We start from the raw sequence: 13,805 nt of genomic DNA on the forward strand, positions 1-13,805 counted from the left end.
TAACGTCTATCGACTAATGTTCATAGAAGACGGACCGCATTTAGCGGTAACTTTTCTTGCGGTATAAGGAAGTCGAGTCTTCGAAGCCTATACCTTCTTATTTCTAGAAAAAAGACGTCCCCCTGGATGTTACTCGTCCGAGGGGCCGTCTTCTGGCTTTTTGTAAGAGAATCCGGGGTACTTGACTACCGGCGATTTTTCCTTGCGCAGCGCATCCAGCAGATCGGAGCCGACGTTCAGGTTTTCCGCTACCAGCTCCCTCGGCGTCAGGGCCATCCACTGGTTTAATGAAACATCCGCGAACCGGTCGCTTTTGAACATTTCCAAAAACCAGAGGCTGTCTGTTCCGGTATTCTGAATATAGTGTCCGAAGGCGAACGGCACATAGCCGACGTCCCCCGCGCGAACGTTGAACGTACGGGCCTTGCCGCCACCGGCGAATACGGTCATTCTGCCTTGGCCGGTGAGGTAATACTGCCATTCGTCCTGATTCGGGTGCCAGTGCATCTCCCTCATCCCGCCGGGCTTGATCTCCACCAGTGCTGCCGCTACGGTGCGCGAGATCGGGAAATTGGACGAATCCACGATCCGCACGCTGCCGCCCGACGTGATGATCGGAGGCTGCGCGAGCAGGCGGTGCGTAAAGGTTTGGGGCACCTCCCCGTAGGGCGAGGTTACCTTTTGGCTATCCAGCGGACCGGGAACGGGTTCCTGCTCGATGTAAACCTGACCGGAAGGGATATCCGCAAACGCGCTTTTCGGAACGCCGAAATTGGCCGAGAGCACTTCTTTGGGGGTATGGGCGAACCAGTCGGAGATGCTAAGGGTGTTCAGGTCGGAGAAATGTCCGTCGTCAAAGACGAGCAAAAACTCGCAGCCTTCTTCGAGCCCCTGAATGGAATGGGGAATACCTGGCGGGAAATACCAGAGATCTCCGGGACCCACGTCGGCAATGAAATTGCGGCCGTTCTGGTCCACTGCCGTAATGCATGCCCTGCCGAGCAGCATAAAGGACCATTCGGCCTGCTGGTGCCAGTGGAGCTCGCGCAGGCCGCCTGGGGTGAGGCGCATGTTGACGCCGGCCAGCGTGGTGGCGATGGGCAGCTCGCGAATCGTCACTTCCCTGGACCATCCGCCTTCGTTAAGCTGCATGTGCGTATCGGAGAAGGAAAATGTTAAATTGGGAATCAGCCCGTTGTCGGTCTTCGGCGGAACGAGCATGTCGGGATTCTCCATATCCCGAAGCACGTCGCGCGGGCCCTCGTCGGTCGCTCCTTCGCGGCCGCGGATCGGCTGGGGAATCCGCCTGCCCGACTCCGGCCTATTGGATGAGTGATTCATACGTATGGCTCCTTTTCAGCAGTAATCTCCCCTTCGGCTACAGGAAAGTATATGAACCGCCGCATGCCGATATGAGGCTGTTTCCCGGCTCCATTGGATTCGCTTGGGGCTGGACTTGCATCATGGCCGCTTTGGAGTATCATGGAAAGTGGATCGTAAAAACACAGCGTAATACCAACTCCATAGGAACGATAGAAAGGGGTAATCACATGTCCGTGTACCAATTCACAGCAGCCAAGACCTCTGGTCAAGAGGTGTCTCTTCAGGATTATGCAGGCAAAGTGCTGGTCATCGCCAATACGGCGAGCCAATGCGGATTAACGCCGCAGTATGGCGACCTGCAGAAGCTGTACGACCAGTTCAAGGCGCAGGGGCTCGAAATCCTTGGATTTCCCTGCAACCAGTTTGGGGGACAGGAGCCGGGAACCAGCGAAGAAGCCGCATCGTTCTGCCAGCTGAATTACGGGGTTCAATTCCCGGTATTCGCCAAAGTGGAAGTGAACGGGGAAGGGGCCCATCCACTCTTTCAATACTTGAAAGAGCAGCAGCCGGGTCCGGCCGAAGACGGCGGGATTCAATGGAACTTTACGAAGTTCCTGGTGAACCGGCAGGGAGAAGTGGTTGCCCGCTTTGAGCCGAAGGAGTCGCCGGAAGCCATGACGGAGGCGATTCGCGGTTTGCTGTAAACCGCCCGGGAAGCAGCCGCCTGAAAGCGAAACGATAATATGTTGAAAGAAGGTCTGTCCCGAAAACGGGACAGACCTTTTTGATAATATCAGAAAGTATAAACTCCAGAGCCATTGCTTCCTGATATTGCAAGAAAAACTTCCTTTAAACGCGGTCTGTCTTCTTTGAAGGTACGTCGATAGACGTTTTTTTTATAATATCAGAAAGTATAAACTCCAGAGCCATTGCTTCCCGTTTTTCTTACTTCTCCGGCGCTTTCCGGCGTTGAATCACGGATAACCGTGTCCTTGTTTGTTTCCAAACAACGGAGGGTTACTGCGGAACGCTGCCGTTTAATCCCTTCAACGCTTCCTCTACCGGAATATCGCCTTCAAGCAGGTCGAACGATTGATTATGGGTCTGCTTGGTTTGCAGCGCTGCGAGAACAGCTGCGGCCACATCATCCCTGGATACCCGGCCGTGCCGCTGCAGCTGCGGGGCGGCATGCACCTTGCCTTTGCCCGGCTCGTTCGTCAGTCCGCCCGGACGAATAATGGTATAGCGCAGTCCGCTTTCCTCCAGGATGGTCTCGGCCTTGCGTTTGGCCATCAGGAAGGGCTTCAGGAAAGAAGGCATGGCATCCGGATCCTTTGTGCCCATAGAGCTGATCAGCACAAACCGCGGGATTTGCTCCAGCACGCTCTGCTCAATGAGCCGAACGGTTCCGACATGATCCACATGCTCCGGATCTCCCGAGGTGCCGGCCCCTGCGGCGCAGACGACGATGTCCGCTCCTTTCATACCGCCTGTGAAAGCTCCCGACAAGTCCCCAAGGTAACCTTTGGCTCCTGCGGATTCCAGTTCCCGGAGGTGCTCCTCTTTACGGACCAGACCTCTTACGTCATAGCCTGCCTCAACCAGCTTTGATACGATTCTGCGCCCGGTCTGCCCGTTTGCGCCTGCTACAAAAACCGTTGTCATCGTTTATCACCTCTACGAATGATTACCCCGATGCCCAGGGCGGGAACACAGGTTTTGATGGGATTCCAAAAATAAACAAATTCGCCAGGTCGGCGTCCGGGGGAACGAAACATCGACCTGGCGAATTCGGTTGGGAGTGGTCCATGATATATGGCATAGCAGGCAGGGCGAACGCGGTTCGTCCACTCTATGCTCCTGTTCTTTTTATACCCGGCGGGGATGGGGGTGAAACAGAAGTCTCCATTTTTCTTTTGCGGATTTTGCCGACTCGCTTTAAGATAGAAATACAAGCATATACAGACTTCATATAGAGGGAGATGGAGCGGGAGATGATCGAGCAAGAGAACGGCGTTTTTCCTGCGGTGTGCCCGCTGGATTGCCCGGATACCTGCGGCCTGCTGCTGCACAAGGAGAACGGTAAAATCGTCAAAGTGACCGGCAACCCCGATCACCCGATTACTCAGGGTGCGATCTGCAATAAGGTACGAAATATGACGGAGCGGGTTTATCATCCGGACCGGGTGCTGTACCCGATGAAGCGAACGGGGCCCAAAGGGGAAGGCCGGTTTGAACGGATTACCTGGGACGAAGCCGTGACGGAAATTACGCAGCGCTTTCGTGATATTATCGCGGAGCATGGCTCCGAAGCGATACTGCCCTACAGCTTCTATGGCAATATGGGCATTCTCAGCGTCGACGGCATGGACCGGCGTTTCCTCAATGCGCTGGGTACAAGCCGTTTGGACCAAACGATCTGCAACTCCGCCGGCGGCGCCGGCTGGAAATATACGATGGGCTTCGGCGGCGGGACGACGCCGGAGGATACCGAATACGCCGACCTGATTCTGGTCTGGGGCGGCAACATCATCAGCACGAACATGCACCAAGTCGTCATTGCGGAGAGAGCCCGCAAGCGCGGAGCCAAGGTGGTCGTCATCGACGTGCACCGGAACCGTACCGGCCAGTGGGCCGACTGGTTTATCCCGCTGTACCCCGGAACGGATACGGCGCTCGCGCTGGGCATGATGCACATCCTGTTCCGCGATGGACTGACGGACAACGGCTTTATGGCCAAATACACTATCGGCCATGAGGAGCTGCGAGTGCATGTGAAGGCGTACACCCCGGCCCGCGTATCCCAAATTACGGGCATTCCCGAAGAGGATATCGAGAAGCTGGCCCGTATGTACGGCGAGGCGGAAGCTGCCTACATTCACATCGGCAACGGCCTGCAGCACCATGACAACGGCGGCATGAACATCCGCAGCATCGCCTGCCTGCCGGCCCTGACCGGCCATTGGCTGAAGCAGGGCGGGGGCGCGGCCAAGTCCAACGGCGGCTATAACGCGATGAACAGCGAAGCGCTGGAACGCCCGGATCTGCGGCCGAACCCCGAGGCTCGCAGCATCAACATGAACCGGATCGGGGAAGCGCTGGCCATGACGGAGCAGCCGATCAAGGCGCTGCTTGTCTACTGCAGCAACCCGCTGGTCGTCGCGCCGGATACGGCACGGGTTCAGGCCGGATTTGCCCGGGAGGACCTGTTTACGGTCGTGCATGACCTGTTTATGACCGATACGGCGAAATACGCCGATATCCTTCTGCCGGCGACCTCTTCCTTTGAGAGCACGGACTTGTTCGGCTCTTACTGGCATCAATATGTTCAGATCCAGGAGCCTGTCATTCCTGCGCAGGGCGAGAGCAAGAGCAACGTGGAGCTGTTCTCCCTGCTGGGCCGGGCGATGGGCTTCGATGAAGAGGCCTTCTCCCAAACAGAGGAGCAGATGATCGAAGCGGCGCTGGATTATCCGGACAATCCCTATTTGAACGGAGTAACCTTGGGGTCGCTGAAGGAGCAGCGCTTCGTGAAGCTTGACATGACGCCAAAGCAGCACTATTTGGACCGGCTGCCGACTCCTTCCGGCAAAATCGAGCTGTATTCCGAAGCGATGAAGCAGGCGGGACTGCCGCCGCTGCCGGAGTATGTCCCGCTGAAGGAAGGCTACGACGGGCAGCGCCGTCCTGCGGCAGGAGAGAGCTTCCCGCTCATGTTCATTTCGCCGCCAAACCACAATTTCCTGAACTCCACCTTCGCCAATGTGGAAAAGCATCAGAAGCTGGAGAAGGAGCCGGTGCTGCAGATCCATCCGGAAGACGCCGCTGTCCGCGGTATTACTGACGGGGATCCCGTCTGCGTATACAACGAGCGGGGACGGTATGAGCTGAAGGCCGTGGTGACGGATAAAATGCTTCCCGGCACTGTCATTAGCCAGGGATTGTGGTGGGCAAAGGGAGGCCGCAGGCAGCGGGCCAACGCCTTGACGCCGGACCGCCTGGCCGACATGGGCGGCGGAGCCACGTTCTTCTCAACCACTGTCGAAGTAAAGCGTCAGTGAAGGTCATTGCGGGATGACACAATATGATAGATACTGTCATGTGGGACGGCCGACATAACGATTGATTGCTACAGGTGTCAGCCGGCTTTACGCTTGGCTGACACCTGCCGGAGAGCCCCCAGGGGCTTTCTTTTTTTCGTTCGTTATCTGCCGGTTTCAGAAGCCGGACATCGGCCCGGTCTCACCACATACCGCTGCACAGGAGATTCCTATCATGAAATTTCTGCAATCCTATCCTAGGGAAGTTCAAATATTTTTAGCGGCCAGCCTGATCAACTCGGCGGGCGGGTCGCTGATGTGGCCGCTCACCACCATGTACGTGTTTGAGGAGCTGGGCCACTCGATGGCCGATGCCGGCCTGGTCATCATGATCCAGGCGCTGGGCGGCATCGTCGGCCAGCTGCTCGGCGGCGCGCTGTACCACCGGGTCGGGGTGAAGCGGCTCATCGTCGGATCGCTCGGCCTGAATGCGCTTGGTTTGTTCGCCCTGCCTTTCATCAGTCCATATTGGTATATATACATGGCTCTGATGGGCTTTATCGGCTTCTGCAACGCCGTGTCCATGCCGGCGATTCAGGCGTTCATCGGCTACCGCTTTGCCGACCGCCGGGGCGAGCTGTTTAACGTCGTGTATGTCGCCAACAACATCGGCGTCGCCCTGGGGACGGCGCTGAGCGGATTCCTAGCGGATCTGTCCTACGACCTGACCTTTATTCTGAACGGGGTCACATCGGCGGTCTTCGCCATGTTTTTCCTGAATTATCTCAGCCGGCTCGATAAGGAGCAGGGGCCGGTTCATCTGCAGAAAAAGGACAAGCCCGAGCGTGCCGACGGCACCTGGTCCCTGCTCTGCAATACGAGGGTGTACCTGTTCATCGGCATCGGTTCCCTGTTCCTCTGGCTGGGGAACTCGATCTGGAACACGGGTGTGTCCCCCTTCATTATCTCCGAGGGCATGCCGAAGCGGGCTTACGGTTTCCTGTGGACGATGAACGGCATTCTCATCTTTGTCGCCCAGCCGCTGACAAACCTGATCAAGCGCTGGTTTGCGCGGACCTCCTCGGCTCAGATTACGGCCAGCGGTCTCTTTTATCTGGGGGCCTACCTAGTCATTGCAGGTCTGCACAGTTATCCCGGAATGGTTATGGCGATGATCCTGGCGACGCTCGGAGAGATGCTGATCTCGCCGGCCATACCGGCTTTTATTTCCGATCACGCCTATAAGGCGGCTCCGTTCTATATCGGTTTGACTGGGGGAATGGGGGCTGTCGGAAGAATGGCAGGGCCCTATGTCATGGGAATACTGTACGATAACGGAGGAATCATGCCGGTGACCTGGCTGGCGATTGGGGTAGCGGTGCTGTCGGTCGTGTTCTTTGTGACGCATGCGGTTCGCAACCGGCAGGCGGAGATGGAACTGGCCGAATCCTTCGGAAGCTGACGATGACCTGAATATCCATGGACCCGGTCCTAGTTTACAATCAACGAGGTGAAGCTGTTATGCCATCCGAACATCGTGTTTTGACCATCCGCCTCTCGGAAATGAGGGATGCCCAGGCGCTGATGGAGATCGACGCTCTCGTATGGAACGAGTGGACCGCTCCGGAACCGGTCCGCTGGTCTTCCCGGGAGGATTATCTGCGTCACTGCCCTCCGGGTTCCCAGCTGGTAGCCGTGGTGGACGGCGTGCTGTGCGGGTACATCGGATTTCGTCCGGCTACGGGCCTTTCCAGCAACAGCCATGTTTGTGAAATCAACATTGCGGTTCATCCCGATTATCAGCAGGAGGGGATCGGGTCGAGGCTGATCGAGGCGGGTAAGAAGTGGGCTCAGGAGCAAGGAAAAAGAAAGCTGAGACTGCGGGTCCTGTCTTCCAATCCCGGGGCCATCGCCTTTTACCGCAAGTGCGGATTCGTACAGGAGGGCTGCCTGGAACGGGAATTTTGTATCGGCGGCCGTGATGTCGATGATATTTTGATGAGCTGTTTTCTGGCGCGTCCTTGATGGGGCTATGGGGCTATCTGCTTTGTAAAATGCCATGATCTGACATTTTTTGTGCATAATTAGTCAGTCTGCCCGATATAAAACGGTACAAAAGGGACTTTCACAAGGTGGAGGTTCCTTTTTATACTATAATTAACGCTTTGTCATCAGCAGCATTCAAGAATCCGAATGGTTTCATCCCCGAATGATCAGTTTAAAAGGGTATAGCAGAATTTATAGAAGAGGGGTCATAAGAGAATGGATCTTCATCTTGATGGTAAAAAGGCGCTTGTCATTGCATCCAGTCAAGGACTGGGCAAAGCGATCGCCGCTGAACTGGTGCGAGAAGGAGCCGATGTGATGCTGGTCAGCCGCAGCGACGGCAAGCTGGAGGCGGTACAGCAGGAGCTGCAGAAGCTCGGCAGCGGCGTGGTGGAATATTATGCGGCGGACATTACGATTCCGCATGAAGTGGAAGCGATGGTGCGTTATACGGCCGAAAAGTTCGGCCGCATCGATATATTGGTGAATAACGGGGGCGGTCCGTCTCCGGGAACGTTTGAAACGCTGACGGATGAGGACTGGGATAAGGCTTTCCAGCTGAACCTGCTCAGCTATGTCCGAATGATCCGTGAGGTGCTCCCGCATATGAAGGGTTTGGGCGGGCATATCGTCAATTTGACGTCTACCTCGATCAAGCAGCCGATTCCCGGGCTCATTCTGTCCAATACGTTCCGCAACGGCGTAGCCGGCATGAGCAAGTCCTTGTCCCAGGAGCTGGCTCAGTACGGGATCCTGGTGAACACGGTGGCACCGGGGCGGATCGAGACCGACCGGATCATCCAGTTGAACGAATCGAATGCCAAAGCGAAGGGTGTCAGCGCGGAAGAGGTCGCAGAGCAGTCCCAGAGCGAAATTCCGCTCGGACGGTACGGAACGCCGGAGGAATTCGCCAAAGGCGTTGTATTCCTGTTATCGGGTGCCAACACCTATATTACCGGCACAACCCTTGTCATTGACGGCGGGCTGGTCCAGGCTCTCTAGGGGTCGCTCCAGCTCGTGTAATTCTTTTGGACCGGCACACCCTCAAATGCTATGATGGAAGCAAGATGATCAATTTGGAGGGAAGCCGCAATGAATCAGGTGGATACCGATTACCGGATCGTATCGGTGAACGTCGGCAAGCCGGTGACGGTGGAGTATATGGGCAAACCGCTGACGACCGGCATACATAAACGCCCGATTGAAGGAGAAGTGTTCGTCGGACGCACGCAGATGGACGGGGACGGCCAGGGCGACATGAAAAATCATGGCGGACCGGACAAGGCCGTTTGCGTCTATCCCGTGGAGCATTACGCCTATTGGGAGAGAGCGCTGGGGATTCCGATGGAATGCCCGGCTTTTGGCGAGAATTTGACCGTATCGGGGCTGCTGGAAGAAGAGGTGTGCATCGGCGATACGTTGGAGATCGGCGGGACGGTGATGCAGGTCGCCCAGCCGAGATTTCCCTGCTTCAAAATCGCCAGCAAGCATGGGGTGACCGACTTCCCGGCACGGGTGCTGGATACAGGTTACAGCGGGTTTTATCTCCGCGTGCTCCAGGAAGGGGTGCTGGACCGCCAGTCGTCCATCGTCAAGCGTGAATCCTACCAGGGCAGCGTGACGGTGGCTGCGGTTCTGCGTCAGCTGGCGCTGGGCCGCAAGCGGGCGGACCGGGAAGAGATCGCCCGGATGCTCGAAGTGGAGGCCCTTGCTTCGAACGTGAAGGAGCAGTTCAGCTACTGGCTGGCCTAAACGGGACAGGCTCCGGCCAGACTGCCTGCCCCCATGTTATTCAGCAGTTGCTGAACGTCTGAGCATCGCCAAATGATCGCTCCAACGAATCGCAAAATGCCGCCGTCCCCTGTCTGTTGAACAGGAGCGGCGGCATTTTGTCTGCCTGGAAGGAAAGGGTTTCAAAACGGGCTACCGGAGCAGCTTCCACTCGCTTTGCACCATCCCATACACGGCGTGATTCACGTAACCCTGGGGCAGCTTCTCTGCTTCACGGACGATTCCCTCGAGAACGAACCCCAGCCGTTCGGGGATCGCGCGGCTGCGGTGGTTGCCCGTTGCGCAGCGGATTTCGACCCGGTTGAGATCCATCTCCATCAGGGCATAATCGACAAAGGTCCGGCAGGCGCTGGTCATGATGCCCTTGCCTTCAAATTCCTTCCCCAGCCAGTAGCCGATGCTGACAGAGCGGTTGTTCCAATCGATCTGATGATAGCTGATCAGGCCGGCGATCTCATCGTCCACCCAAATGCCGGCGGAAATTCCGCCGTTTTCGGCCCCCTGCTTAATGGCGTTTCTTACAAAATTGGCCGTATGCTCCACTTCACGGATCGCATCCACCCAGGGGAGCCATTCCCGCAGCCGGTCACGTGACCGGTCGGTCAAGTGAAACAGCGGGCGTGCATGCTGCAGCGCCAGGGGTCTGAGCTCAATTTGGTCGTCAAGCGCGTATGTAAACATCAATGAATCCCTCTTTCTTTTCCCAAGATCGGCGAAATTGGCGGCCAGCTTATAAATGTAACCAACCATGCGTTTTCACTTCTCCCCTCTTACTTAACGGGACGCTTTAGCCTTTTGTTCCAATGCGTATATATCATCTTCCAGGGATATCATTCTCTGGCTGACCACATGGCGGCAGTCGCTCAGCGCCTGGTTGTACACATGCGGAGCGATGTGCGACATAAAGAAGTCCAGCACGCCGTCCGCTGCCAGCTCACCGATCGCTTCGCCGCGTTCATTCTCAAAAAACTGCTGGATCTGCTGAATCGCCTGGTCCCGCTGTTCTTTCCCCAGCTTCATCGATGGCATATGCCTTTAGGCCCCCTTCGGCTTTTACTTCCATGCTACCTTATTCCTCAAATGGCGTCAAAATGGTATTAGCCCCAATTTTCATGTTTGACCCTGGATTGGGGAAGGATGTAGAAGTCTTCGTGTTCACGTAAAAGGGGAGAGGAGCGCGAATGATTGAACTCTCCCGGCATTACAGGTATATTTATATGAAACAAGCTTTATACAGAGAATAAGATGGACGAAGTCTATCTATAAAGAAGACTTTATGGATGAAAGGTTGATAACTGTGGAGAAACCAAGCACTCCCTCCAATTTTATTAAAAATGTCATATCGGAAGACCTGAAGTCGGGCAAGGTTCAGAAAGTGGTCACCCGCTTTCCTCCGGAACCGAACGGCTATTTGCATATTGGGCATGCCAAGGCGATCTGGATCAACTTTGCGCTTGCCGGCGAATTCGAAGGGGCAACGAACCTGCGCTTTGACGATACGAACCCGCTGAAGGAAGACGTGGAGTTCGTCAGATCCATTGAAGAAGACGTGAAATGGCTTGGATACGAATGGGCGGAAAAGCGTTACGCCTCGGACTATTTCGATGAAATGTACAACCGTGCGGTGCTTTTGATTAAAAAAGGCAAAGCGTATGTCGACGATCAGACAGCCGATCAAATCCGCGAGACGCGCGGCACGCTGACCGAGCCGGGCCAGAACAGCCCTTACCGTGACCGCAGCGTGGAAGAGAACCTCGAACTGTTTGAGAAGATGCGCAGTGGCGAGTTCAAGGATGGGGAGAAGGTGCTTCGCGCCAAGATCGACATGGCCTCGCCGAACATCAACCTGCGGGATCCGGTCATTTACCGAATCGCCCATGCCGCGCACCATAACACGGGGGACAAGTGGTGCATTTACCCGATGTATGCGTTCGCCCATCCGTTGGAGGACGCGCTCGAAGGCGTGACGCATTCCCTCTGCTCGTTGGAGTTCGAGGATCAGCGCCCGTTCTATGATTGGGTTATCCAGGAATGCGAAATGGAGAGTACGCCGCATCAATACGAATTCGGCCGCTTGAATCTGGCGCAGACGCTGACCAGTAAGCGGAAGCTGAAGCTGCTCGTGGACGAGAAGATCGTTGACGGCTGGGACGATCCCCGCATGCCGACAATTTCCGGACTCCGCCGCCGCGGCTACACGCCGGAAGCGATCCGTAATTTTGTGTACGAGACCGGCATCTCGAAGAGCCAGGGCCTGGTGGATCTGCAAATGCTGGAGCACTTCATCCGCGAGGATCTGAAACTGAAGGCACCGCGGACGATGGCGGTGCTGCGGCCGTTGAAAGTGGTCATTACCAACTATCCGGAAGGCCAGGTCGAATGGCTCGAAGCGGAGAACAATACCGAGAACCCGGACATGGGCACGCGGCAAATCCCGTTCTCGCGCGAAATTTACATCGAGCAGGACGACTTCATGGAGAACCCGCCGAACAAATACTTCCGTCTATTCCCGGGCAACGAGGTCCGGTTGAAAAATGCTTATTTCATTAAATGCCATGATTTCGTGAAGGACGAGAACGGCGAGGTGACGGAAATTCACTGCACCTATGATCCGGAGACGAAGAGCGGTACCGGCTTTACCGGCCGCAAGGTCAAGGGGACCATCCACTGGGTAGAAGCTTCCCATGCCGTACCGGCCGAGTTCCGTCTGTACGAGCCGCTGATCAAGGCGGAAGAGACGGATGCCCCAGCCGAGGAGAACGAAGCCGAAACGGCGGAGAAAAGCTTCCTGGACGAAATCAACCCGAACTCCCTCGAAGTGCTGCACGGCTTTGTGGAAGCGGACATGAAGAATGCCAAGCCGGAGGACAAGTTCCAGTTCTTCCGGCACGGATATTTTAACGTGGATTCGAAGTATTCCGCGCCCGGACAACCGGTATTTAACCTGGTCGTCTCCCTGAAGAGCTCCTTTCAAATGCCGAAATAAGACGGGAGTGCACAGGAACCCAGTGTCCAGATCTGCAACGATCGAATGAGATATATAAAAGCCAGCCGCGGATGCAAATCATCCAGCGGCTGGCTTTTTGTTCAGCTTGCCCGGTTTCTCAGATATCCAGGCTTGGCCCGAAGATCGGACAAGGTTTCCTTAGAACAGTGAATCGTCATCATCGGCAGGCCCGGTCACCGTTCCAGCAGCCCCTGCCTGGGTATGATGCTGCATGCGAATCCAATACCACATAATGCCGAAGCCGGCCGCGCCGATCAGCGCCAGCATCACGCAGATTTTGTACATGGCCGCGCCGCCGAAGTTTTGGAACAGCCAGCCGCCGGCCAAGCTGCCGAGCATGCCGGAAATGCCGCTCCAAGTGAGCGTGTACAGCGCCTGGGCGGGTCCGCGGAAGGGGGCCGGCGTCAACAGGCGCACCACCTGAGTTCCGACAAAGAAGAAACCGCCGAAGGTGATGCTGTGGAGGATCTGGATCACGGCGATTTCGACCGCACTCGTGGCATTGGCCATCAGCTGCCAGCGAAGGACGAACAGAAGGCTGACAAGGGAAAGGCAGCCCACAAGCGTGGATAGCTTTCGCCTCAGATAACGATTGAACAGAATCAGCACGCCGATCTCCAGAATGGACGACAGGAAGACGGCCAGTCCCACGACCGTTTTCGATCCTCCCAACTCCGTGATGTAGAGCGACATGAACGTATTATTCATAAAGGTGGGAACGGAGACAGCCACCCCCAGAATAATAAATGCAATAAAATAACGATTCACCGCAAACCTGCCAAAGCCCCGAAGGCGCATCGGCGGCGTTTCGGAGGTCCGTTTGAGTGGGGGCAGGATCAGGACGGACACGATCGCCAGGACAAGAATCCCCGTAAACACGAAGGAAAGGCGGGAGATTCCGATCCGGTCGAGGAAGAGGCCGGCCGCCACAGCCGTCACCGCCCAGCCTATAGAGCCCCACATCCGGAACGCGCCGAACCGGTGCGGCTGATCGGGAATATAGCCGAGAATCAGCGTGTTGCTCTGTGCAAACATCGGGCTTTGAAAGAAGAAAAAGAGCATCATGGCGACATAAATCATCGTAAACGTGTCGGCATGAAATACAAATTGAGTCAGCAGCAGGGTGCCCGCCATCATGAGAAGCAGGCTGCGCTTCGTGTCCCGCAGGCGTTCGCTGGCAAACATCCAGACCGGATTGGCCAGCAGGGAGATCAGCGGCCCCATTGCCATCAGGCTGCCGATTTCCAGTTTGTTCATTCCCGCATCCTGCAGGTATAATTGAAAGTAGCTGGTGAAAATCACCATGGTGCCGTAGATTAAAAAGTTGAACGCCTTGAGCGGCGTTAACGAAGACGGCTTGCTTACGTTTTCCTGCACGCTAGCACATTCCTTTCCGGCCGTTTGCTAATATATAGGTTGAACTGAAGTTCCGCATTGTAATCTTCTGATGAGCCGATCCGTGCGCAAAGTTAGAAATTCTACCGTTCATTCCCTATCGTAAGCGGCGTTTTAAAGACTGCCAATCCCACTTTATCATTAGTTGAAAAGGGATACAAACCAACTTTTGAGAATTATCCCATAATTTATTTGGCTCTACT

12 protein-coding genes are annotated in these 13,805 nt (G+C 55.8%); 7 read left to right on the forward strand and 5 right to left on the reverse strand.

Translation table 11 applies throughout. The features are described 5' to 3' along the window. Positions 1–129: 129 nt before the first annotated feature. Positions 130–1,341 carry an oxalate decarboxylase family bicupin gene (locus FHS19_RS27060; protein WP_183584962.1) on the reverse strand — a complete coding sequence of 404 codons (1,212 nt, stop codon included), beginning with the start codon at positions 1,339–1,341 and terminating at the stop codon, positions 130–132. A 209-nt stretch (positions 1,342–1,550) separates the two neighbouring features. On the opposite strand from FHS19_RS27060, the gene FHS19_RS27065 reads away from it, so the two are divergent. Next, positions 1,551–2,027, forward strand: a complete 477-nt coding sequence (locus FHS19_RS27065; protein WP_183584964.1) for a glutathione peroxidase — start codon at positions 1,551–1,553, stop codon at positions 2,025–2,027. A 313-nt stretch (positions 2,028–2,340) separates the two neighbouring features. On the opposite strand, the gene FHS19_RS27070 is transcribed toward FHS19_RS27065, so the two are convergent. Beyond that, positions 2,341–2,988 (reverse strand): SDR family oxidoreductase, encoded by a 648-nt coding sequence (locus tag FHS19_RS27070; protein ID WP_183584966.1) that lies wholly within the window; start codon positions 2,986–2,988, stop codon positions 2,341–2,343. A gap of 329 nt (positions 2,989–3,317) precedes the next feature. Here FHS19_RS27070 and FHS19_RS27075 point away from each other — a divergent pair, with 329 nt between their 5' ends. The 5 genes from FHS19_RS27075 to FHS19_RS27095 all read left to right on the forward strand — a co-directional run bounded on the left by FHS19_RS27075 (position 3,318) and on the right by FHS19_RS27095 (position 9,161). After that, complete coding sequence (locus FHS19_RS27075; protein WP_183584968.1) at positions 3,318–5,384, forward strand: molybdopterin-containing oxidoreductase family protein; 2,067 nt, start codon at positions 3,318–3,320, stop codon at positions 5,382–5,384. Between the two features lie 214 nt (positions 5,385–5,598). Beyond that, positions 5,599–6,825: an MFS transporter gene (locus FHS19_RS27080; RefSeq protein ID WP_183584970.1), complete on the forward strand. Its 1,227-nt coding sequence runs from the start codon at positions 5,599–5,601 to the stop codon at positions 6,823–6,825. Positions 6,826–6,884: 59 nt separating this feature from the next. Further along, entirely contained in the window at positions 6,885–7,388 is a 504-nt protein-coding gene (locus FHS19_RS27085; RefSeq protein WP_183584972.1) for a GNAT family N-acetyltransferase, read from the forward strand. A 237-nt stretch (positions 7,389–7,625) separates the two neighbouring features. Beyond that, complete coding sequence (locus FHS19_RS27090; RefSeq protein ID WP_183584974.1) at positions 7,626–8,411, forward strand: SDR family oxidoreductase; 786 nt, start codon at positions 7,626–7,628, stop codon at positions 8,409–8,411. Positions 8,412–8,501: 90 nt separating this feature from the next. Next, positions 8,502–9,161, forward strand: coding sequence for an MOSC domain-containing protein (locus tag FHS19_RS27095; RefSeq protein WP_183584976.1), 660 nt, complete (start codon positions 8,502–8,504; stop codon positions 9,159–9,161). A 171-nt stretch (positions 9,162–9,332) separates the two neighbouring features. Here the strand turns inward: FHS19_RS27095 and FHS19_RS27100 are convergent, their stop codons facing one another. Further along, positions 9,333–9,881: a GNAT family N-acetyltransferase gene (locus tag FHS19_RS27100; protein WP_183585282.1), complete on the reverse strand. Its 549-nt coding sequence runs from the start codon at positions 9,879–9,881 to the stop codon at positions 9,333–9,335. Positions 9,882–9,974: 93 nt separating this feature from the next. After that, the gene (locus FHS19_RS27105; RefSeq protein ID WP_183584978.1) at positions 9,975–10,229 is read right to left on the reverse strand and encodes a DUF2164 domain-containing protein; all 255 of its coding nucleotides are present in this window, start codon (positions 10,227–10,229) and stop codon (positions 9,975–9,977) included. A 268-nt stretch (positions 10,230–10,497) separates the two neighbouring features. On the opposite strand from FHS19_RS27105, the gene FHS19_RS27110 reads away from it, so the two are divergent. Next, the gene (locus FHS19_RS27110) at positions 10,498–12,186 is read left to right on the forward strand and encodes a glutamine--tRNA ligase/YqeY domain fusion protein (protein ID WP_183584980.1); all 1,689 of its coding nucleotides are present in this window, start codon (positions 10,498–10,500) and stop codon (positions 12,184–12,186) included. A gap of 159 nt (positions 12,187–12,345) precedes the next feature. Here FHS19_RS27110 and FHS19_RS27115 read toward each other — a convergent pair whose 3' ends face one another. Further along, entirely contained in the window at positions 12,346–13,584 is a 1,239-nt protein-coding gene (locus tag FHS19_RS27115; RefSeq protein ID WP_312887344.1) for an MFS transporter, read from the reverse strand. Positions 13,585–13,805 lie beyond the last annotated feature (221 nt).

Origin of the sequence: Paenibacillus rhizosphaerae, assembly GCF_014192015.1 — a bacterium.
In the GTDB taxonomy this organism is placed as follows: Bacteria; Bacillota; Bacilli; order Paenibacillales; family Paenibacillaceae; genus Paenibacillus_AQ; species Paenibacillus_AQ rhizosphaerae.